We start from the raw sequence: 21,895 nt of genomic DNA, 5'->3' as shown, positions 1-21,895 counted from the left end.
GATCAGCCCGGCCCCGCCGTCGTCGTCGTCATGGCAGGGCCGGACAGCGGCCAGTGAGCGGGCCACCTCCATGACCGTCACACCGCCTCCCGAAGTAGCCACCTCGGACCCCCTAATACCGTCCATGGAAAAAGGCTATCGGGCACCTGTGACAATAAGATCCGGACCACATGGCGTGCGTTGGGGTGCCGTCCGTCGTCCATGCCGGGCGATTCCTCGACATGGATGCGAAGGCCCGGTGAACTAGCCCATGGTTTCATCGGCGCGGGAGAAACGGCTTCGGATCGGAGCCGGACTGTCGATGGCCGGACTGGGCGTGCTCTCCATTGTCATGATTCTGGCCTCCGTCCCGGGCCGCAGGGCCGATGTCGCCCCGATCATGATCGGCGGCATCCAAGCTTTCAGAGTTCCCGGACAAGGAACGCTTGGGCCCGGACCGCTGGCGCTACCTGGCAGAGCATCGGCACCACACTCGGGATGACCAAGCAGGCAGCGCAAAAGCGATACGCACATCGCCTCGCCCCCGCCTATGACGTCAACGCCATGATTGGCCACGCATGGCTATGGGATCCATTGTTCTTTTTGGGCTACAGCTTTGGTTTTATCGCTCGGGTACTCGCGCAAGAGCTCAGCGGCAGTTGCGTAAGCCGGTCGGCTACTGGCGACTGCGCAGGCGGAATGCGCGTTCAGATGCCCATAGCCAGGCGGATGCCGGCCGCGACCTTGAAGAGTACGTAACTGGGCACGTGCCCGACGGGGTCCGGTTCGAGGAACTCGCGGCTGACCGGACCGACCTGCGACACCACCGCGATGGAGTCCTTGCCGAGACCGGAAGCGTCGACCGGTATCAGCACGTTGCCCGGGAAGGCTTCCAGTGCGACGTTCGACGTCAGTGGCACGACGAGGACCGTCGCGATCTGGGTGGCAAGCAACCAATCCTCCTGCACGACGACGGCCGGCCGACGCTTTGCTGGTTCTGATCCGCGAGGCGAACCGAAGTCGATCCAAACGACGTCGCCGTGCGAGATCACCCGTCGGTGCGTTCGAGCATCGTGCGCGCCGACTCATGCAGAAACGGGCTGTCCGCGGAAGGTTGCCCGGCGCGTTTGATCACCGAGTTCGCTAGCGCCGTCAGTTCCGCTTCGCCCTCAAGCTCCTCGACAAGACGGCGGCCGGCGCGCCGGAAGAACTCGGACCGGTTCATGCCATGTCGCGCAGCGACCCGCTCGAAGCGTTCGAAGTCGCTGTCGGGAATCGAAATCGCGGTCTTCATAGTTCCAAGTATAACTGGTCATACCGAGAGTTGTCGCTGAGGGAGCCCGCACCGGGACGGAAACTGCGGGTCTTTAAATCCGGCGACAGATCGCGGGCGCGTGCCTCCCGTTAAATCTCTTGGTCCGGGCTTGATCGGGGCTTGCAGCCGGGTGACGTCGAGCAGGGCAAGGACAGCCTCCCCGTCCCCTTCGACCGCGATGTCCTTGCAGTTTTCGAGCGGATCTCCGCTGATGATGAGGGTTTTCCATGCTGATGTCGTGCAGTTGCCAACTCTGTGCGCTTTGGGCGAGCGGTCGCGCATGTGCCCGCATTGCCAAGACGAGCGTATCGGGGCTCATATCGGCGTCGAGCGGTGTCCGCGGTGAGCGAACTGCCCATAGCGACAGGGCGGTGTTGACTGTCTCAAGGTCACGCCCCCAGTCCGTAAGGTCGTACATTGTCGTGTGCGTGGGCATGCGCAGTTTGCGGCGCACCACAATGCCCGCCTCTTCAAGGTCCTGGAGGCGCTGGGAGAGCGCCGCCGGCCCGATCCCCGGGGATGTCGAGTTGGGTGTCTACGAAGCGCTTGGGTCCAAGTATCAGCTCGCGCACGGTGATGCGCGCCCAGCGCTCTCCGAAGAGGTCGAGCGCATGAGCTGAGGCACACCCGTCGTTGTACGAGCCGTAAGTTTCTGCGCGACAGCGGCGCTGGGCCGCTGATTGCCAAGAAGTGTCCGCTTTTGTTTTAGTAGTGAAATGAACTCGCGACTCGGCTCCGTCATCTGGCCTGTGGTGCACGACGAACGTCGGGCGCTGATTCGCGACCTCGAGATGCTGCAACCAGAACAGTGGCAGAGGCCCTCGCCTTGTCCCGATTGGGACGTTCACGACGTCGTGGCCCATCTCGTCGATACCGCGAAGACGACCCGCCTGGGCTTCGTCCGCAGCATGGTCGCTGTCGGCTTCGACTTCGACCGGGACAACGCCGCAGGGGTAGCACGGGAACGCGCTGACGATCCTGGTCGCACGCTGGCTGAGTTTCGCGCCGTGCTCACTCGGACAACCGGCCCCCCGGCGCCGCTCGCCACTCGGTTGGTCGAAGCGTTCGTCCACGGGGAGGACATCCGCCGTCCTGTAGGTATCAGCCGCGACTACCCGGCCACCCACGTAATCACCGCACTGAGCCACCAGCTAAAGACGACTGAGAAGATGGGAGGCGGCAAGGAACGTGCTGAGGGATGGCGACTGGTTGCCTCCGACGCGGCCTTCGAACACGGCACGGGCCAAGAGGTCCGCGGCCCCGCCATAGTCCTTCTGCTTGCCGCATCAGGACGGCCCGTGGCTGCGGACGAGCTCACTGGATCGGGGGCCGCGGCCTTCGCGCAGCGTTCTCGCTCCTGACAGTTACCTGGCAGTCGGCCCACCCCGGACCTATCAGGATCGACACGAGAAAGACCAACAATGACGAATACGAATAAGACCGCGCAGCCCATTGACACCACCTTCAGTGCGAACGTCATAGCCGATGCAAACAGCGGCTGGCTCTGCGTGCAGATGCCCGACTCCGCCGACTTCTTCGGCACAGGCAAGTCCGTCAAGGTCGGCGGCACCGTTGACGGCCACGACTACGAGGCGACCATGCTGCCTGTGGGTGGCGGCACGCACATGATGCCACTCCGGGCTGCGTTCCGGAAGGTCCTGGAGAAGGACATCGGCGACGAGGTAACTGTGCATCTAACGCGCCGCTTCGCGTGAGCAGCCGTGGCCGCGTGGGGCCCAGGGCATGTCTCCCAATAAGGTGCTCCAGATGACGACGGCGTGTAGGACGGTCGCTGAGCGGTAGGTGCGGGGTCGGTTGGTCGTGGCGGGTGGCCAGGGAGCGCCATTGTTTGAGGGTGTTGAAGCTGCGCTCGACGACGTCGCGCCGTTTGTAGCCGTCCTTGTCGTAGGCGACGGGCCGTCCGCCGGCGGAGCCTTTGCGTTTCCGGTTGGCTTTCTGGTCGTCCTTTTCGGGGATGACACATTCAATGCCCCGCCCCCAAAGGTTGCCTGTGAGCAGGCGGTCGTCGACGGATTCGGGTCCACCCGCACTAGAATGAGGACATGAGCAGCTTGCATGTTTCCGTGCGGGTGTCAGCGGTCTCGCTGGCGGTGAGCGGGTTCGTCGTCGCGTCCGCATTGCCGTGGCATCCCAGTCTGTTCAACCAGCCCGTCGACGAAGTTGTGCGCGGCTTCGGGGCCTGGACCGCGATGCACGCAATCGGTGTATTCGTTTTCATCCTGGCTCTCATCGGCGCTGCCGGCCTCGTCGCCATCCACGAGAATAGGCTGGGCCGACTGGGTCAGGCCGGGCTGATCGTCACGCTCGTCGGAGTGGTCGGGGCGTCCGGGCTTGCAGCGGCCGAGGCCATCGTGTTCCCTGTGCTGGCGAACCGAGCTCCGGAGCTCCTGGCGCTGGACGGGCCGCTGCTGAGTTCCCCCCTGTTCATCGGCACAGGCGTCCTCGCGCTCGGCTGGCCTCTGGGGCTGGCGATGCTGGGCGCCGCTGCAGCACGGGCGGGTGACTTCCACCGCGCTCCCGGTCTACTGCTCGCGATCAGCGGACCGGCCTTCCTGGCCCTGGGCGGACCCTTCGTGCCTGTCGCAGGTCCGCTGTCCGCGGTGGTCTTCGGAGGAGCCCAGGTGTGGTGGGGATGGCTGATGTGGCGCCCGGCTGCCGTCCACGTACCGATCCCCGACTGACCAGCGCCGCTAGATGGGCGGCCTGGCTACGGCAAAAGGCTCAAGCAACGCGGGGTCACTTAGCGCCCATCCAAGGCCGCCGCATGGGCCGTACGTGACCCCGCTTTGCTCTACCGCAGTGGATTAGGCTGGAGCGGTGACCCGCCTCATTCTTGCCTCCCAGTCCCCCGCCCGCACCAAGCTGCTGACCGACGCCGGCATCCGGCACCAGATCCTTGTCTCGGATGTGGACGAGGACGCCGTCCAGGCCCGCTACGGCGTGACCGACCCGCACGACACGGCCCTGCTCCTGGCCCGCGCCAAGGCCGAGGCCGTGGCCTCGCTGCCGGAGGCGGACGGCGCGCTGGTGATCGGCTGCGATTCGGTCTTCGAGTTCGACGGCGAGGCGCACGGCAAGCCGTACACGGCCGACGTCGCCCGGGAGCGGATGCATCGGATGAGCGGCAGCAAGGGTGTCCTGCACACCGGCCATTGGCTGGTCGACTGCCGGGACACGGAGGCCGACGGCGGCAACAAAGCAGGTGCCGGCACCGGCGCGACCCTGGGCCACGTCACCTCAGCCGAGGTCCACTTCATGGAGATGAGCGCCGCGGAAATCGACGCCTACATCGCCACCGGAGAACCGCTGCAGTGCGCCGGCTCGTTCACGATCGACGGCTACGGCGGGGCCTTCATCCGCAAGGTCGACGGCGACCCGCACGCCGTCGTCGGGCTGTCCATTTCCACCCTCCGCGGGCTGCTGGGCCAGGCCCGGATAAGTATCACCGAGCTGTGGACAACCGGCGCCGCGGATCCCGCACTGATCCGCGCCGAGTGAGCTAATTCGCAGACCTTTGTAGCAACCCTACAAAGGCTGGGCGGTTTACGCGCGGAATCCGCAAGTACTATCGGCGGAACCCACAAAACCGCGCTAGGCTCCCTGAAGGAAAGAAGGAGACGCCTTGTCAGCAAATTCGGAGCAGTCCGCAAATCCCGTGCAGCCATCAGCCCAGGCCGGCACCGCCGCAGTCACCCCGCCGGGCGCACGTCCGATGAGCAAGGTGCTGATCGCCAACCGCGGCGAAATCGCGGTGCGGATCATCCGCGCCGCACGCGATGAAGGGATCACCTCCGTGGCGGTCTACGCGGACCCGGACCGGGACGCGCTGCACGTCAAACTCGCCGACGAGGCCTACGCGCTCGGCGGGAACACCGCCGCCGAGTCCTACCTCGTGATGGACAAACTGATCGAGGTGGCGCGGCGCTCCGGCGCCGACGCGATCCACCCGGGCTACGGCTTCCTCTCCGAAAATGCCGAGTTCGCCGCCAGGGTGATCGACGCCGGCATCACCTGGATCGGCCCCTCCCCCGCCTCGATCTCCGCCCTAGGCGACAAGGTCCAGGCCCGCCACATCGCCGAAAAGGTGGGCGCACCGCAGGTTCCTGGCACCGCCGATCCGGTGGAATCCGCCGAGGAAATCCTCGAGTTCGTGGACAAATTCGGCCTGCCCGTTGCCATCAAGGCAGCCTTCGGCGGCGGCGGCCGAGGCATCAAGGTGGCCCGCACCCGCGAGGAAATCCCGGAACTCTTCGAATCCGCCGTGCGCGAAGCCGTCGCCGCCTTCGGCCGCGGCGAGTGCTTCATCGAACGCTTCCTGGACGCCCCGCGCCACGTCGAGACGCAGTGCCTCGCCGACGCCCACGGCAACGTGGTGGTGGTCTCCACCCGCGACTGCTCGCTGCAGCGCCGCAACCAGAAACTCGTCGAAGAAGCCCCCGCCCCCTTCCTTACCGAAGAGCAGAACCGCCGGATCTACGAATCCTCCAAGGCCATCCTCAAGGAAGCCGGCTACCTCGGCGCCGGCACCTGCGAATTCCTCGTAGGCCAGGACGGCACCATCTCCTTCCTCGAAGTCAACACCCGTCTCCAGGTGGAGCACTGTGTCTCCGAGGAAGTCACCGGAATCGACCTCGTCCGCGAGCAGTTCCGGCTGGCCCGCGGCGAGGAACTCGGCTACGGGGACCCGGAAATCCGCGGCCACTCGATCGAATTCCGCATCACCGGCGAGGACCCGGGCCGGAACTTCATGCCCGCACCGGGCACCATCACGCTCTTGAAAAACCCCACCGGCCCCGGCGTCCGGGTCGACTCCGGCGTGGAGCAGGGCGACATCATCAGCGGCAACTTCGACTCGATGCTCTCCAAGCTGATCGTCACCGGCGCCACCCGGACGCAGGCCCTGCAGCGCGCCCGCCGCGCCCTCGAGGAGATGGTGGTCGAAGGCATCCCCACCGTCATCCCGTTCGACCTCGCCGTCGTCACCGACCCCGATTTCGCCCCCGCCGAGGGCCCGTTCAAGATCCACACCCGCTGGATCGAGACCGCCTTCGTCAACGACATTCCCGCCTGGACACCCACCGGCACCGACACTGAAGCGGACGACGACGGCGGACGCCAGCGCGTCGTCGTCGAGGTGGGCGGCAAGCGCCTTGAAGTTGTGCTCCCGGCGTCGCTGGGCAACGGAACCGGCGGCACGGGCGGCGGCCGGCCGGCCAAGGTTAAGAAGCGTCCGCGCACCGGCGGCGGCGCGGTCGCAGCCAGCGGCAACGCCCTCACTTCCCCGATGCAGGGCACCATCGTCAAGGTGGCCGTCGCCGAGGGTGACCTCGTAGCCGAAGGCGATCTGGTGGTTGTGCTCGAAGCCATGAAGATGGAACAGCCGCTCACCGCCCACCGGACCGGCATCGTGACCGGGCTGTCCGCATCCCCCGGCGAGACCGTCTCCGCGGGCGCCGTCATCGCCCTGATCGAGGACGCCGAATAGCGCACCGGCCGCGGCGAGGGGCAAACTTAGTTCTGTGAAGCCATTTCTGCTCCTCGCCTCCCGGGCCGAGGACGACGCCGCCGAAGACGAATACCGGGCCTACCTGCGCTATGCCGGGCTGGCCGCGGAGCAGCTGCACCGGATCCGGATGGAAGCCGCTCCCCTGCCTGAACTGGAGCTCTCCGAGTACTCCGGCGTGATCGTCGGCGGGAGCCCTTTCACTTCCAGCGACCCCGCCGGGCACAAGACCGCCGTCCAGCACCGGGTGGAGCGCGAGCTCGCCGCCCTGCTGGACCGGATCGTGGCCGAGGACTTCCCCTTCTTCGGCGCCTGCTACGGGGTGGGCACCCTGGGCCTGCACCAGGGCGCCGTGATCGACCGGACCTACGGCGAAGGGCTCGGCGGTGTGACCGTGAGTGTGACTGAAGAGGGGCTGGTGGACCCGCTGCTCAAGGGCCTGCCTCAGTCATTCACCGCATTTGTGGGCCACAAGGAGGCCTGCACCGTACTGCCGGGCCATGCCGTACTCCTCGCCAGCTCCGCCAACTGCCCGGTGCAGATGTTCCGGATCCGGACCAACCTCTATGCCACCCAGTTCCATCCCGAGCTCGACGCCGACGGGCTCACCACCCGGATCGACATCTACCGCCACGCCGGCTACTTCCCGCCCGATTCCGCGGAGGAGCTTATGGACCTCGCCCGGCAGCACAGCGTGACCGAGCCGATGAAGATCCTGCGGAACTTCGTGGAGCGGTACGCCGGGTAGGCCTGAGCCGGAGTGCGGGCGCGGGCGCGGGCAGGCGGATGCGGGCAGGCGGATGGAGCGCCCATTAAACCCGTCGAGGTGAGACTTCGCGCCCATGTTGAGGGGAATCATGGGCGCGAAGTCTCACCTCGCGGAGCCGGTTGAGGGATTCAACCGGGAAGGGGCCTCAGGCTACGTTGTTCTCGTAGTCCAGGTCGCGGGTTTCCTTGCTCAGGAACAGTGCCACCAGCGTCAGAACGGACATGGAGGTGAGGTAGACGCCCACCAGTCCGGGGCTGCCTTTCGCCATTTCCCAGAGCCAGACGGCGATGAACGGAGCCACGGCCGCGCCCAGGATGCTGGAGACGTTGTAGCTGATGGCGGAGCCGGTGTACCGGACATTCGTCGGAAACAGCTCCGGCAGCAGCGCACCCATGGGTCCGAATGTCAGGCCCATCAGGGAGAACCCGACGATCAGCAGTGCCATGGTGCCTACGAAGCCGCCGCTGAAGAGCGGGACGAACAGCAGGCCGAAAACGAAGATCCCTCCGGTGACGGCGAGCAGCATTTTGCGGCGGCCGTACTTCTCCGCCAGCGGCCCGGAGACCAGGGTGAAGATACCGAAGAACACGACGCCCGCGATCAGCATCCACAGGAAGTCGTTGCGGGTGAAGCCCAGTCCGGGGACGAACCCGGCTGCCGCGGCCTCAGTCATGGGCTTGCCTGCCTTCTCCGCGGCCGCCTTGGCGGCATCCAGGCTGGAGGCGCGGGTGCCGTAGGTCAGCGTGAACGTGGTCATCAGGTAGAAGAGCACGTAGGTGGCAAGCATGATGAACGTGCCCAGGATGACCTGGCGCCAGCTGGTCTTGAAAACCCGGGCGAGCGGCAGCTTGGCGACCTCCTTGGACTCAAGCACCTTGGTGAACGCCGGAGTTTCGATCAGCTTCAGGCGGACGTAGAGGCCGATGATGACCATAACGGCGCTAAGCAGGAACGGCACACGCCAGCCCCATGCCATGAAGTCCGCCGGCGACAGTGCGTAGCTGAAGACCAGGAAAATCACGTTGGCGATGATAAAACCGATCGGCGCACCCAGCTGCGGGAACGTGCCGTAAATGGCCCGCTTGTTCGCCGGGGCGTTCTCGGTGGCCAGCAGGGCCGCCCCGCTCCACTCACCGCCAAGAGCCAGGCCCTGGGCGAACCGCATAACAACCAGCAGCGCCGGGGCCCAGAATTCCCAGCCCGGGACTAGCGCCGTCGGCAGGCAGCCGATCAGGAAGGTGGCGATGCCCATGGTCAGCAGCGACGCCACCAGGGTGCCCTTCCGGCCGAACTTGTCACCGAAGTGGCCGAACACGATGGACCCGAGCGGGCGGGCGACGAACGCGACGCCGAAGACTGCGAAGGAGCTCAGCAGCTGGGTGGTTTCGTTCTGACCCGGGAAAAAGAGCCGGGGGAAAACCAGGACGGCGGCGGTGGCGTACACGTAGAAGTCGTAGAACTCAACGGTGGTGCCGACCAGGCTGGCCACAATGACGCGGCCGCGCGAGTTCACCGGCGTGGCGGACCCCTGCTTCGAAAGGTTAACAGTGGATGACATGTAGTAGCACTTTCATAAGGACCGGAGTGGCGGCGCTTGAGACCGTCCGGCTGGAGGATTCGTATATGTCTGATAATAGTTCCCGCTGTCCAGTCAATGGACAAATAGTCCACTATTTGGACATCTGAGGTTGTCTCACGTGGTGGTCATCACACTACGCCAAACTTTGCCCCTCACGCCGTCACAAACGCGCCGATAGGCAAACGTCACAGCACGTTAACAAACCGCGACGGTCCCGGAAACGCGGCTTGCCTACGTTGGAAGGACAACATCCCCCAAGGAGGTCACCTGTGACTGCTGAACAATCCGCAGATACCCGCCCCGCCGCGGCCCCCGTCCTCGACCAGCCCGTCCTCGACCACCGCCCCGGCCGCTGGATCGCCAACTGGGACGCCGAGAACAAGGAACAGTGGGATTCCCAGGGCCGCAGCATCGCCCGGCGCAACCTCAACTGGTCCATTTTCGCCGAGTTCCTGGGCTTTGTGGTCTGGCAGCTCTGGTCGATTGTGGTGGTCCAGCTGCCCGCGGCCGGCTTCACCTTCACCACCTCGGAGATCTTCTGGCTGATCTCGATGCCCAGCCTTGTGGGCGCCACCCTCCGGATTCCCTACACCTTTATGGTCCCCCGCTTCGGCGGCCGCAACTGGACCATCGTCTCGGCCCTGCTGCTGCTGATCCCGTCGATTGGGCTGGCCCTGTGCGTCGCCAACCCGGAGACCCCGTTCGGCACCATGCTGTTCGTGGCGGCCCTGGCGGGCTTCGGCGGCGGCAACTTCGCCAGCTCGATGGCCAACATCACGTTCTTCTACCCGGCCCGCGAAAAAGGTTGGGCGCTGGGCCTGAACGCCGCCGGCGGCAACCTCGGTGCCGCCGTCGCACAGCTTGCGGTTCCGATTGCCATCACGCTCCTGGCCGCAGGCACCGTCAACCTGCCCATGGCAGGCCTCATGTGGGTCCCGCTGATCCTGCTCGCCGCGTTCGGGGCGTGGAAGTATATGGACAACCTGACCAGTGCCAAGGGCGATGTTGCGGGCTCGCTCGCTGCGCTCAAGGAACCGCACCTGTGGATCATGGCGCTGCTGTACATCGGCACCTTCGGCTCTTTCATCGGCTTCGCCGGCGTGTTCCCCAAGCTCATCAAGGACTACTTCCCGGCGTTCTCCTCGATCGGCGTCGGCACTGTGGCGCTGTCGCTGGCATTCCTTGGCCCGCTGGTCGGCTCGCTGGCCCGTCCCTACGGCGGCCGGATGGCCGACCGGATGGGCGGCGCCCGGATGACGGTGGCCGCGTTCGCCGCGATGGCCGTCATCACCCTCACCATGATCTGGACCCTGCCGCTGAAGAACTTCTGGCTCTTCCTTGGCCTGTTCCTGCTGCTCTTCACCGCCAGCGGCTTCGGAAACGGTGCCACGTACCGGATGATCCCCATCATCTTCGCCACCTCCAGCCGGGCAGCTAAGGCCGGCGCCAGCACCGTAACCACCCAGCGCCTCGCGTCCTCGGCGCTGGGCCTGATCTCGGCCATCGGCGCGTACGGCGGGTTCGTTATCCCGCAGGTGCTCAACGCCTCCAACAGCGCCAGCGGCTCCTACACCCCCGCGTTCTACGGCTTCGTGGGGGCCTACGTCCTGATGCTGACCGTCTGCTGGGCCTGCTACATCCGCAACGCCAACCGCAACGCACTGGGACACGTCTAACATGACCGCCGGCGCCGCCACCCACTGCCCCTACTGCGCTCTTCAGTGCGCCATGACGCTGACGGTCCCCGCCGGCGGGCGTCCGGCGGACGACGGCGGACGCAGCGCAGCCGGGGCGGCACGCCTTGCGGGGGCGGCGCCGTCGTCCGCTGGTGTCCCGGGGGCACCCCTCCTGGACGTCACCGGGCGGGACTTTCCCACCAACCGCGGCGGCCTGTGCCGCAAGGGCTGGACCTCGGCCTCGCTGCTGAACCACCCGGGCCGCGTCACCGAGCCGCTGCTCAAGGGCGCCGACGGCGTCCACCGCCCCATCGGCTGGGACGAGGCCCTGGAACTGATCACCACCGCTGTGAAGGCGACCCGCGCCCGCTTCGGGCCGGACGCCGTCGGGGTCTTCGGCGGCGGCGGGCTGACCAATGAGAAGGCCTACCTGCTGGGCAAATTCGCCCGGCTGGCCCTGGGCACCTCGCGGATCGACTACAACGGCCGGTTCTGCATGTCCTCCGCTGCCGCGGCCGGGATGCGCGCCTTCGGCCTGGACCGCGGCCTGCCGTTCCCGCTGGCGGACCTCGATTCCGCCAGCACCATCCTGATGCTCGGCTCCAACATCGCCGAGACCATGCCGCCGTTTGTCCAGCACCTGCAGGGCGCCCGCGACGCCGGCGGACTGATAGTCGTGGACCCCCGCCGCTCGGCCACCGCGGTGTTCACCTCCGACGGCGGCGGCCTGCACCTGCAGCCGCTGCCCGGCACCGACCTAGCCCTGCTCCTGGGCCTCTCCCACGTGGTGATCCACGAGGGCCTCGCCGACGCCGGCTACATCGCGGAACGCACCACGGGTTACGAGGCCCTGGTCCGCAGCGTCGCCCCCTACTGGCCCGAGCGGGTGCAGACCCTTACCGGCGTCCCCGCCGGACTCATCCGCGACACCGCCCGCCGGCTGGCCGACGGCGCCCGTCGCGGCGGCAGCTACATCCTCACCGGCCGCGGCGTGGAACAGCACGTCGACGGCACGGACACCGCCACGGCCGCCATCAACCTGAGCCTGCTGCTGGGCCTGCCCGGCTCCGCGCGCAGCGGCTACGGCACCCTCACCGGCCAGGGAAACGGCCAGGGCGGCCGCGAACACGGCCAGAAAGCGGACCAGCTCCCCGGCTACCGGAAAATCACCGACCCCGCCGCCCGCGCCCACATGGCTGCCGTGTGGGGCGTCCCGGAGGCGCTGATCCCCGGACCCGGCCTCCCCGCCGTCGAACTGCTCAAGTCAATGGGACAGCCCGACGGCGTCCGGTGCCTCTTCGTGCACGGCGCCAATGTGGCGGTTTCCGCGCCGGACGCCAACGCCGTGATCCAGGGCCTGCGCAGCCTGGACTTCCTGGTGGTCTGCGACTTCTTCATCTCCGAGACCGCCGCCGAGGCTGACCTGATCCTGCCGGTCACCCAGTGGGCCGAGGAGGAGGGCACGCTGACCAACCTCGAGGGCCGGGTGCTCCGCCGCCGCCGGGCCCTCGCTCCCCCGCCCGGGGTGCGCACGGAGCTGTGGATCATGGCCCGGCTCGCGGAAATGTTGGACGCGCCGTCGATGTTCAGCGAGGACCCGGAGACTGTCTTCAAGGAACTCCGGCTCGCCTCCGAGGGCGGTCTGGCCGACTACTCCGGGATCGACTACGCCATGCTGGACCGCGGCGAGGCGGCATACTGGCCGTATCCGTCTGGAGGTACCGGGACGCCGCGGCTGTTCCTGGAGTCCTTTGCCCACGCCGGCGGGCGGGCCGTGTTCACTGCGGTGACGCCCCGCCGTCGTACGCTTTCTGCCGCGGACGCTGACCGGGCCGGCGCTGATCGTTCCGGAACGGCCATGACACTGATCACCGGGCGACTGATGGAGCACTACCAGTCCGGTGCGCAGACGCGGCGGGTTGCCGCGCTGGCCGCCGCCCAGCCCGGGGCCCGGCTGCAGATCCATCCCGCGGCCGCCGCCGCGCAGGGCATCGCCGAGGGCGACGTCGTCTCGATTTCCAACGGCCGCGGCGAGGTCTCCTGCCGGGCCGAGCTGAGCATCGGCATCCGGCCCGAGACGGTGTTCCTGCCGTTCCATTTCCCGGAGCTGGAGAGCGCCAACCGGCTCACCGAGGCCGTCACAGATCCAATTTCCGGGATGCCGGAGTTCAAGACCAGCAGGGTGTGGGTCCGGCCGGGTGCTGGTGTGTCTCCAACTATCGAGCTTCACAAAGAGGGGGCCTCATGACCGAGCGCATTGTGGTGGTGGGCTTCGGGCCGGTGGCCGCGCGGCTGGTTGATGAGCTGCTGCCGGCGGTACGCAGCGGACTCGCGCAGCTGACGGTGATCGGCGAGGAGGCTGAGGCCGCGTACAACCGCGTGCTCGTAGCTGACCTGGGCGTCGGGCGCACCACCGCGTCGGCGCTGGCTCTGTCCGACGCTGCGGCGCTGATTGCCGACGGCGTCGACGTCCGGCTGGGCGTCCGGGTCCGCCGGGTGGACCGCGCCCGGCAGCGGGTTTTGTTAAGCGATGGCACCTCCCCGGGCTACGAGCGGCTCGTCTTCGCCACCGGCTCCCGTCCGGTGATCCCCAACCTCACCGGACTGAACCCGGACCCGGCCGCGCCGGTGCTGCCTGCCGGCGTCACTGCCCTGCGGGACCTGCGCGACGCCTCGGTGCTCCACGCCGCGGTGGCCGGCGGGAAGCGCGTGGTGGTGCTCGGCGGCGGCGTGCTGGGCCTGGAGATTGCCCTCGCCGCGGCCGAGGAAGGCGCCACCGTGACCGTGGTGCACAACGGCCCGCACCCGCTGGGACGGACCATCGACCGAGGCGGCGGCGCGGTGCTCGCCGCGTCGTTGCGGAACTGCGGCGTGCGGGTGGCGGGCAACGCCCGGTCCGTCGGGGTGGAACACAACGCGCCCGACGGCGGCTTCTCGGCGCTGCTGCTGGACGACAGGTCCGCGATCGACGGCGACCTGCTGGTGCTCTCCTGCGGCGTCCGGCCGCGAACGGAACTCGCGGAAGGCTGCGGGCTCCCGACGGCGGCCGGCATCCTGGTGGACCACAGGCTCCGGGCGCACCACGAACCGCATATCTTTGCGATCGGTGACTGCGCCGAGGTCCGCTGCCCGGATGCTGAGTGTCTCGAGTGCCGGGCCGCGCAGGGGCCGTCCGGACTGGTGGGTCCGGGGTGGCGGCAGGCGGAATGGCTGGCGGAGTACCTGGTGTTACTGGCCTCCGAGGCTCCCGACGCCGAGGCCTTGCCGGCGCTGCCGGCGGAACTGCCCGGCGTGGTTGTACTCAAGGCCCGCGGGATGACCATGGCCGTGGCCGGGGATGTTGCCGCGGAGCCATGGGATGAGGACGTTCTGTGTGCGGGGGCCGCGGACGGCCGGCCCCGGCTGCAGATCGCCCAGTGGGCCGACCCCGAACATGGCCGCTACGTCAAAATGGCCACCCGCGCCGGCGTTCTCGAAGGCCTCGTTGCGGTAGGCATGCCCCGCACCGCGGCCGAGCTGGTGCAGCTGTTCGAACGCGGCGCCGAGCTGCCCGCGGACAGGTCGCTGCTGCTGCGGCTGGACGGTCCGGACCAGGCTGCCGCCGCCGACGCTCCTGATCCGGAACGGACTGTGTGCCGGTGCGCGGGCGTCAGCGGGACTGCCATCGCCGCTGCGGTTGCATCCGGGTGCGGGACGGTGGCCGAGGTTTCCGGCGCGACGCGTGCGGGGACTGGATGTGGCGGCTGCCATGACGACATCAAGGGGATTATCGAGAAGCACTTCCAGGGGGCGGTGGCGTAGGGGCTGCGGGGATCCCTGGATTTTGAATGCAAAGAGAGGGGCCACCGCGGGTGGCCCCTCTCTACACGCTGTTACTTGTCGCAGGCGATTCCGTCACCGTCGCGGTCCAGGTGCTTGCCGTACCCGGGCGAGCCGGCGTAGATGGGAGCGGCACCCGCGGCCCTAGCGGCGGTGCAGTTCGGGTAGTAGGCGGCGGCCGGAGCCGCCGGCGCGACGGGAGCGACCGGCACGTTCTTGGCGGCTTGCTGCGCTGCTGCTGCTTGCTGGGCAGCGGCGGCTTGCTGGGCAGCCACCTGGTCGGCGGCAACCTTATCCGCCGCTGCCTTGTCGGCAACTGCCTTGTCGGCAACTGCCTTGTCGGCGGCAACCTTATCCGCCGCTGCCTTATCGGCAACTGCCTTGTCCGCCACGGCCTTGTCGGTGGCTACTTTGTCAGCAGCCGTTTGCGCGACGACCTTCTTTGACTCCGCTTCAGGCAGCCACACCAGCCGCTGATCCGCGCCCATGGTGCAGACGAAGACATCTCCGTTGTAGGTCTTCGTCTCATTGGCCGTGAGGCAGGCCGCCTTGGCTGGGTTCGTTGCCGTGGGCGTCGCAGTTGGTGTCGCAGTTGGTGTCGCAGTCGCCGATTCCGAGGCCGCAACCAGGGCGGACTTGTCCTGGCCTCCGTTCGATGAGGCGGTCGCGGCAGCAACCATGCCTCCGACAATGAAAAGGGCAATTCCTGAACCGGCAACTAACAGCGCGCTCTTGCGGTGAGGAATGCCGGCCCATGATCGCCGCTTGAACAGGAAGGCGTAGAGCGCTGTGAGCAGGGCGACGATTCCGAGAATGACAAGTGCGGCGCCGAAGCCACCAGCGGCGGAGAAAATAACGACCAACAGCAGCAGGATTGCCGCAACGATCAAGAAAAAAACTGATGGGCGCCAGCTGATTTGCGGGCGCGGTGAAGCTTTTGAAGAATCGAGCATAGTTTCCCCCAGGAAGTAAGAATGATGCGAGTGAGACGAGGTCACATTAGCACCGCGCCGACCCATCCCAATGGCGGCTTGTCGAAACTGCCCGGTCATGACGGAAATCGGCCCTCGTACCTGCGGTTGAAAGGTTCAAGCGATGGGCGGATGCCCCCGATAGGTCATTGTCAAGTACTTCAGCCACACGTCCTAACACCGGAGACGGAGGCCACCAAATGGACTATTCGCCAGGTGTCGCCGGGCTGTCATCTGTGTGCTGCCGTGTGGCATTGTCACATAAGGGAGTAGTGGTCACGGCAACAGGAGTAGTGGTCACGGCATAAGGGAGTAGTGGTCACGCAAAGAGGGGTAGTGAACACTCTGGTCCCGGCCGTAGGAGCGGCATAGCATTCAAGGGCTTTGCAGTCAGGGACTTGTCCCGTGTGTCTGGGGGACTTCGCAAGCTACAAGGAGAAATGTCATGAATCGCTGGCTCGCACCCACCGCTGTAGCAGTCTCCGCAGTATTTTTCGCAGGCGCCGGTTCGGCCGTCGCCGCACCGAATCCAAACAAGCCAACGCCAAATCCCACAGATCCGTTCATCCTGGCGGATGTAGTGGGGTCTGACTGCCTGGATTTCGACGTCATGGCCCAGCTCACTGGTAAGTCGAAGCTCATCGACCTGCCCGGCGACCGGATGATCGGGATCTCTCCGGGTGCCACCATTACCCTGACCGGTCCTTCCGGAACGACTGTGCGCTACGTCATCACCGGGTCGGTGCATACCCAGGTCCTGCCCGATGGCAGCCAGGAGGTCAGGGCGACCGGAAGGAACCTCATCCTCGTTCCCCAAACCGATGAACATCCCGAGGGGCTTTTCCTCACGACGGGAAACGTCAATTACGCCCTCAATCCGGATGGAACGGAACAAAGGCTGTTTTCCGGCCCAGGCAGGGTGACTGACGTCTGTGCGTTGCTCGCACCCTAACCTCTCCCCCGACCGACGCGGGCGCTTCCGGCGATGGTCGGAAGCGCCCGCGTCGTGTTCAATCTGCCCAGCCCGGAGTTGAGGACGACCAACGATTCGAAAGTAGCCCGGTGTTGTCTACCTAACCGATCAGAACCCCTGCGATGATCGTGAGTGCGAACGTCGGGCGGAGGCAGCAGGTGACCGTACTGCGCGTCCTGACGCTCGGCACGACGGTTCAGGGCGCCGTCCTCACAGGAATTGGGTGGGCGCTCCAGAATGCCCCACAGTGGCGGGCCGCGATCGGTCAACTGCGGCCTAGAATACGCCGAACCCTAGGCGTCATAGGAATCCGTCAGGGAGCAGACGCCCGGTACCATCAAGGCCATGAGCGCCGACGACGACATCACTGACGAGCTGCTGGCTGACGCCGAAAAACTCACCGGGCTGAGCCTGGAGCTGCTCGGGCTCGACCCGCATCCGGATGATATGACGGCCGAGCAGCGGTTGCAGTTCGATCCCGAGGACCTGGCGGAGATGGCCGCCGTCGCGCCGGAAGAGCGTCAAGAATCCGTCCGCCAAACGCGCCTGCTGGCGGGGCTCCTGTGGAACTCCTCGGGCATCATCATGGACCAGCTCTTCCGCGACCTTGGCACCCTGCACCAGCTGGACGTCATCACAGCCACCGATATCGCCGAAACCTCGGTACTGTCCTCGCTGCCGCCGCAGTACGCCGCCGACTATGACGCGAAGTTCACCCAGAAGTTCATTGTGGTCGCGGCGGACGTCACCGCGTCCCTGGTCCGCGGCTGGACTGCGCCCGGGTGTCTCGCGGCCGAACTCGCCGTCCGTTGCCTGCTCGACCAGGCGGAAATAACCGAGGACATCTACGAACTGGACCTTCCGGATGACTGGCGCGCCGACGTCGGGGAAGTCCTTTTGGAGGACGCGGACAGCGAGGCGTTGTTCTCGGACAGACGCGATGATCTCAAAGATGATGCCAGGGAACTGGACTTTGCGAACTGGTTCAGGCACTTTACCTCCGGCGACGCGGTTCCGCCGTACGCCTACTCCTGACCGAGGGCGGCCAACCGCAGATCGCAAGAATGGACCCCGATCAGGCCATGTTGCTCGCCCAGCTGGTGGGCCCCACGGGACTGCCTCAGCCTGCTCCATTACAACGCGCTCCCGGATCGACGGCCTAGCCGGTTCGTCGGCGTAGGCCGTCTTCGCCCGCAGCCTCGCCAGATCCGGGCGGGCAGGCAGCCCATTGAGCTGCTGAGCGCGCACCCGGACACTGCAATCACAACCATCTTCCATGCCTCGCCGATGTCGCCTTGACCATGCCCCGAGGGCATGGTCTGTACTGGTTTCAGACGGCAGCCCAAACAGGGGATGTCGGGGAAGGTGGCAAATGGTGACCTGGAGCACCCGCAGGCTCGCCGAGCTCGCGGGCACAGCCATGAAAACCGTTTGACACTGCTGCAGCTGGTCAGGGGCGAGCTCACGGCGATCCTTGCTGCCGGGCGCCCACCGACAAGGAGTCTTCCCGGAAATTGAGACGACCACCGACCACATCACCATCCCATGTAGAGGAAAAGTTCAATGAATGAGAAGCCCGCCGCTATATCCACCGACAACCCCATCGCCGCCCTCACCGCCGGCGCCCAGGACCTCGTCGCTCAGGTGCCAGAATTCGTCCAGCCGCTCATCATCGTGGCCGCAGGCGCCGTCCCCTTTGTCGAAGGAGAAGTGGCAGCGGTCATCGGCGTCGTCGGCGGCCTCCACCCGCTCGCCGCCGGACTGGCGGCCGCTACAGGAAACTTCCTGTGCGTGGTCCTGGTGGTGCTCCTTGGCGCCCACGCCCGCAGCGCGATCGCGGGTCGAGTCGGCGGAAGCAATACGGAGAAGCCGCGATCCAAGGGCCGTGAACGATTCCAGCGCTGGTTCGTGCGGTTCGGCGTTCCCGGCGCGAGCCTGCTCGGTCCGCTCGCGATTCCGACCCAGTTCACCGCGGCGACCCTCGTGGCCTCCGGTGTGCCGAAGGGGCGGATCATCCTCTGGCAGGCGATCGCGATCGTACTCTGGACGGCCCTGTCCACCGCATCCATCACCGGCGCCATCGCGATCGCGACCTGAGAGTTCCCACGCCGTGGGTTCGATCCAGACCGGCCAGGGACCGTCGTGAGCAAATGCCGGCGGATCAGCCGCCGGATCCATCGATCAGGGCCGGACGTGAGCCGGCCCTGAAGTTATCGGGGAGCGCTGGGCGGCGCGCCCGGACGATCTCGGCTTCGCGCTATTGCAGTAGACAATGTATAGGGAAATACCTATAGGGTATAGGCTATTTTGATGACGAGCCCACCCCTGTCTGCTGGAGCCGTGATCGCCGACGCGGCAGATCTCGCCGACGCGTCCGGATTCGATGCGGTCACCCTGTCGGCTGTAGCGCGACGGCTTGGGGTGCGGACCCCGAGCCTGTACTCGCACATCCGCGATCTCGCCGCCCTGCGGGACGGGATCACTGCGCTCGCACTCGACGAACTATCCGATGTGGTCGCGGTGGCAATCGCCGGCCGGTCCGGCAAACTCGCACTACGCGGATTCGCCGACGCGCACCGGACCTACTCAACACGTTCGCCGGGACGGTGGCAGTCGCTTCAGCGGCGGGCCGGCCCAACCGCCGTCGAATCGGGTGCCGCCCGTCGTCTCGTCACGCTGACGGACGCGGTGCTCCTCGGATACGGACTCTCGGCCGTCGACCGCGTGCACGCCACGCGGCTGATCGGGAGCACCATCAACGGCTTCCTCACCCTCGAACGGGTTGGCAGCTTTGACCACAGCACACCGGCCCCCGGGGCATCGTGGACAGTAGCACTCGATGCGCTGGACACCCTGCTCGCCTCGTGGCCATGCACACCCCACGACGAACCACCACAGTAAGGGACAACGGCATGATCATCACTCCACTCACCCCCGATTTCCTCCGCGGCGTGCGGCAGACGGAGGCCACACCACGCGGCCTGCGCCCCCACCGTTTGCCGGAGTGGGTACGGTCCCGGTTCCCCGACCCCCAGCTGATGATGATGGAGACCCAGCCGTCGGGAGTACGCGTGGTGTTCTCCACGGACGCGCGCGCCGTCGAGCTTGTCATCCACCCGACCCGCCTCGCCTACCGCGGCGCGGACCGCCCACGCGGCCGCATCGACCTTGTTGTCGATGGCGAGGTGATCGCCAGCGACACACTCACCGGCGGTGACCTCTTCGAGACCGATCTTCAGACCGGGTTCACCGACTTTCATGCAGGCGATCCGCACACCGCAAGGTTCACCGGGTTGCGGGAAGGCGAGAAACAGATCGAGCTCTGGCTGCCGCACAACGAGTCGGTCGAGCTGACAGAGATCCGGACCGACGCCCCTGTGGGGCCGGTGGCATCTGCCGGCCGGGTGTGGGTCCATCACGGCAGCTCCATCAGCCACGGCTCGAACGCGAGCACTCCAACCGGGATCTGGCCTGCGATCGCCGCGCGCCGCGGCGGGGTCGATCTGCAGAATCTCGGCTTCGGCGGCAGCGCGCTGGTCGATCCGTTCCTGGCGCGCGTGATCCGCGACGCCCCCGCCGATCTCATCAGCGTCAAGCTTGGCATCAACGTCGTCAACCTCGACTCCATGCGGCTCCGTGCCTTTGTTCCCGCGGTCCACGGGTTCCTTGACACGATCCGGGACGGACACCCGAACACCCCACTGGTCCTCATCTCGCCGATCTTCTGCGGCATCCACGAAGACACCCCTGGGCCGGGTGCGGTGGATCCGGCGACACTTGACACCGGCACCGTCCGGTTCGCCGCGACAGGGCGGAGCGAGGATCAGAAGTACGGTCGCCTCACCCTGCGGGTGATCCGGGACGCCCTGGCGTCGCTCGCCGCGCGTCGCTCCGACGACTCGAATCTGCACTACCTGGACGGCACGCGCCTCTACGGCGCGGCGGATGCCGCCGTCCATCCGCTACCGGATGCATTGCACCCCGACACGGCAACCCACCGGCTCATAGGTGAGCGGTTCGCCGAATACGCCTTTACGGAAACCGGGCCGTTCGCCGCCCGCTGAGCTGTCGCCGGGCAGCATCATGTCCGCGACGATCAGCAGCACGATATTCATTGGTCGTATTCTCTCTCCGGGCACAGTGTGCGGGCACACCAACGCGTCAGATGGTCGGAGGCTTATTCGACAGGGTATAGCTCACCGTCAGTAGTGTTCGTCAATCCGGCTGGTTATGCAGGATCCGGCGCACGCGCTGGAGAACGTCGACCTGAGCCGCGTTATACAGCTCGGCGATCGCCTCGGTGATGACGCCCCCGGCGAAGGCCGCGCCGCGCGGGGCTTCGGTACCGGGATTCTCGATCCAGGGGTAGGAGATGGTCAGGGCGCGCAAATACGGTGCAAAGCGATCGGCGAGACACTGCCGAGTGCTCTCGTCCGCGTCGACCGGCAGAGCGTCGAACTCGGCGTTCACGGGGCTTCGGTGCGCGTCCTGAACCATTGCCCGCAAATCCTCCATGGCCGTCGTAGTGAAGACGCGGGAGTAAATAAGGAGGAGCGCGCGGTCGGCTTCACTCAGGTCTGCGGCTCCCGCGCTGAATCCCGGCGGCAGGTCGGTCGATGCCCGGTGGCTGAGGATCATCCCCAATTCGGCTCTGACGAGCTGTAAACGCTCGATCGTGGCCGCGAGCGCCGCATCGATTACCCGCAGCGCTTCGTCCGGGCGTGCGTCCGACTCGCCCATGCTGGCGATCTGCGCCAGGGGCACACCGAGGTCAACCAACCGCTTGATCCGCAGCACGCACACCAGGTGGGTGACCCCGTAGAGCTTGTAGCCGTTCGAGGCCCGCTCCGGCTCATCGAGCAGTCCGACAAGGTGATAGTGGCGGACCGCCTTCACTGTCGTCCCGGCAAGCTCAGCGAGCTGGCGCGTGCTCCACGTCACGATTCAATCCCTTTCCTTTGACCGTCATCGGCGGGTGCCGGCTCAGTTCAGTGAAGACCGTACCGCAGGGGCAGCGATCTGGAAGCTGCAGATCTGCAGGGCCATTCCTACTCTTCTTCAGCCCGGCCGGGCGCGGGTAGGGCCCGTGAACTCGTCGGCTACTACCGTTACGAAACGCCCGCTGAGCTAGCCAAGCTCAACGAAATTTGGGAGTTCGACGCGACGATCACGAACTACCTGATGCCCCAACAGAATCGCCTCGCGAAGGATCTCGTTGGCACTCGGGTGATCAAGAAACACGACACGGCCAAGTTACCGCACCAACGCGGCATCCTCCGGACCAAGATAC

Annotated in this window: 20 protein-coding genes; 14 read left to right on the top strand and 6 right to left on the bottom strand. The window is 66.5% G+C overall.

Annotated features, from left to right (window positions below; genetic code table 11):
* Nucleotides 1–686 precede the first annotated feature (686 nt).
* The 3 genes from AC50X6_RS07265 to AC50X6_RS07255 form a co-directional block, all read right to left on the bottom strand.
* Nucleotides 687–1,031, bottom strand: coding sequence for a type II toxin-antitoxin system PemK/MazF family toxin (locus AC50X6_RS07265; RefSeq protein ID WP_494965558.1), 345 nt, complete (start codon nt 1,029–1,031; stop codon nt 687–689).
* Nucleotides 1,028–1,273 (bottom strand): ribbon-helix-helix domain-containing protein, encoded by a 246-nt coding sequence (locus tag AC50X6_RS07260; RefSeq protein ID WP_494965557.1) that lies wholly within the window; start codon nt 1,271–1,273, stop codon nt 1,028–1,030. Before AC50X6_RS07260 ends, AC50X6_RS07265 begins: the two co-directional genes overlap by 4 nt.
* 73 nt (nt 1,274–1,346) lie before the next feature.
* Nucleotides 1,347–1,805, bottom strand: coding sequence for a winged helix-turn-helix transcriptional regulator (locus tag AC50X6_RS07255; RefSeq protein ID WP_494965574.1), 459 nt, complete (start codon nt 1,803–1,805; stop codon nt 1,347–1,349).
* Between the two features lie 205 nt (nt 1,806–2,010).
* Between AC50X6_RS07255 and AC50X6_RS07250 the strand changes: the two genes are divergently transcribed.
* From AC50X6_RS07250 to AC50X6_RS07225, 6 genes are all read left to right on the top strand, one after another.
* The gene (locus AC50X6_RS07250; protein WP_494965556.1) at nt 2,011–2,655 is read left to right on the top strand and encodes a maleylpyruvate isomerase family mycothiol-dependent enzyme; all 645 of its coding nucleotides are present in this window, start codon (nt 2,011–2,013) and stop codon (nt 2,653–2,655) included.
* Between the two features lie 60 nt (nt 2,656–2,715).
* Complete coding sequence (locus AC50X6_RS07245; protein ID WP_494965555.1) at nt 2,716–3,009, top strand: DUF1905 domain-containing protein; 294 nt, start codon at nt 2,716–2,718, stop codon at nt 3,007–3,009.
* Between the two features lie 348 nt (nt 3,010–3,357).
* Nucleotides 3,358–3,996, top strand: a complete 639-nt coding sequence (locus tag AC50X6_RS07240; RefSeq protein WP_494965554.1) for a hypothetical protein — start codon at nt 3,358–3,360, stop codon at nt 3,994–3,996.
* Nucleotides 3,997–4,132: 136 nt separating this feature from the next.
* A complete protein-coding gene (locus AC50X6_RS07235; RefSeq protein ID WP_494965553.1) occupies nt 4,133–4,813 on the top strand; it encodes a Maf family protein in 681 nt (226 codons plus the stop codon).
* A 124-nt stretch (nt 4,814–4,937) separates the two neighbouring features.
* Complete coding sequence (locus AC50X6_RS07230; protein ID WP_494965552.1) at nt 4,938–6,800, top strand: acetyl/propionyl/methylcrotonyl-CoA carboxylase subunit alpha; 1,863 nt, start codon at nt 4,938–4,940, stop codon at nt 6,798–6,800.
* Nucleotides 6,801–6,834: 34 nt separating this feature from the next.
* Complete coding sequence (locus tag AC50X6_RS07225) at nt 6,835–7,566, top strand: glutamine amidotransferase (protein ID WP_494965551.1); 732 nt, start codon at nt 6,835–6,837, stop codon at nt 7,564–7,566.
* Between the two features lie 166 nt (nt 7,567–7,732).
* On the opposite strand, the gene AC50X6_RS07220 is transcribed toward AC50X6_RS07225, so the two are convergent.
* The gene (locus AC50X6_RS07220; RefSeq protein ID WP_494965550.1) at nt 7,733–9,145 is read right to left on the bottom strand and encodes an MFS transporter; all 1,413 of its coding nucleotides are present in this window, start codon (nt 9,143–9,145) and stop codon (nt 7,733–7,735) included.
* Nucleotides 9,146–9,435: 290 nt separating this feature from the next.
* Between AC50X6_RS07220 and AC50X6_RS07215 the strand changes: the two genes are divergently transcribed.
* The 3 genes from AC50X6_RS07215 to AC50X6_RS07205 are packed head-to-tail and all read left to right on the top strand — an operon-like array spanning nt 9,436 to nt 14,643.
* Nucleotides 9,436–10,842, top strand: coding sequence for an MFS transporter (locus AC50X6_RS07215; RefSeq protein ID WP_494965549.1), 1,407 nt, complete (start codon nt 9,436–9,438; stop codon nt 10,840–10,842).
* Nucleotide 10,843: 1 nt separating this feature from the next.
* A complete protein-coding gene (locus tag AC50X6_RS07210; protein ID WP_494965548.1) occupies nt 10,844–13,090 on the top strand; it encodes a molybdopterin oxidoreductase family protein in 2,247 nt (748 codons plus the stop codon).
* Nucleotides 13,087–14,643 carry an FAD-dependent oxidoreductase gene (locus AC50X6_RS07205; RefSeq protein WP_494965547.1) on the top strand — a complete coding sequence of 519 codons (1,557 nt, stop codon included), beginning with the start codon at nt 13,087–13,089 and terminating at the stop codon, nt 14,641–14,643. The genes AC50X6_RS07210 and AC50X6_RS07205 overlap by 4 nt, the downstream gene beginning before the upstream one ends.
* Nucleotides 14,644–14,714: 71 nt before the next feature.
* Here AC50X6_RS07205 and AC50X6_RS07200 read toward each other — a convergent pair whose 3' ends face one another.
* On the bottom strand, nt 14,715–15,614 hold the full coding sequence (locus AC50X6_RS07200) for an excalibur calcium-binding domain-containing protein (protein ID WP_494965546.1): 900 nt from the start codon (nt 15,612–15,614) through the stop codon (nt 14,715–14,717).
* 463 nt (nt 15,615–16,077) lie between these two features.
* Between AC50X6_RS07200 and AC50X6_RS07195 the strand changes: the two genes are divergently transcribed.
* From AC50X6_RS07195 to AC50X6_RS07175, 5 genes are all read left to right on the top strand, one after another.
* Nucleotides 16,078–16,584, top strand: a complete 507-nt coding sequence (locus tag AC50X6_RS07195; RefSeq protein WP_494965545.1) for a hypothetical protein — start codon at nt 16,078–16,080, stop codon at nt 16,582–16,584.
* 366 nt (nt 16,585–16,950) lie between these two features.
* Entirely contained in the window at nt 16,951–17,640 is a 690-nt protein-coding gene (locus AC50X6_RS07190; protein ID WP_494965544.1) for a hypothetical protein, read from the top strand.
* A gap of 528 nt (nt 17,641–18,168) precedes the next feature.
* On the top strand, nt 18,169–18,702 hold the full coding sequence (locus tag AC50X6_RS07185) for a small multidrug efflux protein (RefSeq protein WP_494965543.1): 534 nt from the start codon (nt 18,169–18,171) through the stop codon (nt 18,700–18,702).
* Between the two features lie 213 nt (nt 18,703–18,915).
* A complete protein-coding gene (locus AC50X6_RS07180; protein WP_494965542.1) occupies nt 18,916–19,506 on the top strand; it encodes a TetR/AcrR family transcriptional regulator in 591 nt (196 codons plus the stop codon).
* 11 nt (nt 19,507–19,517) lie between these two features.
* The gene (locus AC50X6_RS07175) at nt 19,518–20,669 is read left to right on the top strand and encodes an SGNH/GDSL hydrolase family protein (RefSeq protein ID WP_494965541.1); all 1,152 of its coding nucleotides are present in this window, start codon (nt 19,518–19,520) and stop codon (nt 20,667–20,669) included.
* A gap of 151 nt (nt 20,670–20,820) precedes the next feature.
* Here the strand turns inward: AC50X6_RS07175 and AC50X6_RS07170 are convergent, their stop codons facing one another.
* Complete coding sequence (locus AC50X6_RS07170) at nt 20,821–21,546, bottom strand: helix-turn-helix domain-containing protein (protein ID WP_494965540.1); 726 nt, start codon at nt 21,544–21,546, stop codon at nt 20,821–20,823.
* Between the last annotated feature and the right edge of the window lie 349 nt (nt 21,547–21,895).

The sequence above is a fragment of the Pseudarthrobacter sp. HLT1-7 genome (genome assembly GCF_059383435.1).
The sequence above is the reverse complement of the archived record's forward strand: the minus strand, read 5'-3'. Positions and strand labels throughout refer to the sequence as shown.

Coding starts and splice junctions, on each gene's coding strand:
- AC50X6_RS07260 (WP_494965557.1), bottom strand. CDS start 1,273: ATGAAGACCGCGATTTCGATTCCCGACAGCGACTTCGAACGCTTCGAG.
- AC50X6_RS07250 (WP_494965556.1), top strand. CDS start 2,011: ATGAACTCGCGACTCGGCTCCGTCATCTGGCCTGTGGTGCACGACGAA.
- AC50X6_RS07245 (WP_494965555.1), top strand. CDS start 2,716: ATGACGAATACGAATAAGACCGCGCAGCCCATTGACACCACCTTCAGT.
- AC50X6_RS07240 (WP_494965554.1), top strand. CDS start 3,358: ATGAGCAGCTTGCATGTTTCCGTGCGGGTGTCAGCGGTCTCGCTGGCG.
- AC50X6_RS07220 (WP_494965550.1), bottom strand. CDS start 9,145: ATGTCATCCACTGTTAACCTTTCGAAGCAGGGGTCCGCCACGCCGGTG.
- AC50X6_RS07210 (WP_494965548.1), top strand. CDS start 10,844: ATGACCGCCGGCGCCGCCACCCACTGCCCCTACTGCGCTCTTCAGTGC.
- AC50X6_RS07205 (WP_494965547.1), top strand. CDS start 13,087: ATGACCGAGCGCATTGTGGTGGTGGGCTTCGGGCCGGTGGCCGCGCGG.
- AC50X6_RS07200 (WP_494965546.1), bottom strand. CDS start 15,614: ATGCTCGATTCTTCAAAAGCTTCACCGCGCCCGCAAATCAGCTGGCGC.
- AC50X6_RS07195 (WP_494965545.1), top strand. CDS start 16,078: ATGAATCGCTGGCTCGCACCCACCGCTGTAGCAGTCTCCGCAGTATTT.
- AC50X6_RS07190 (WP_494965544.1), top strand. CDS start 16,951: ATGAGCGCCGACGACGACATCACTGACGAGCTGCTGGCTGACGCCGAA.
- AC50X6_RS07185 (WP_494965543.1), top strand. CDS start 18,169: ATGAATGAGAAGCCCGCCGCTATATCCACCGACAACCCCATCGCCGCC.
- AC50X6_RS07180 (WP_494965542.1), top strand. CDS start 18,916: ATGACGAGCCCACCCCTGTCTGCTGGAGCCGTGATCGCCGACGCGGCA.
- AC50X6_RS07175 (WP_494965541.1), top strand. CDS start 19,518: ATGATCATCACTCCACTCACCCCCGATTTCCTCCGCGGCGTGCGGCAG.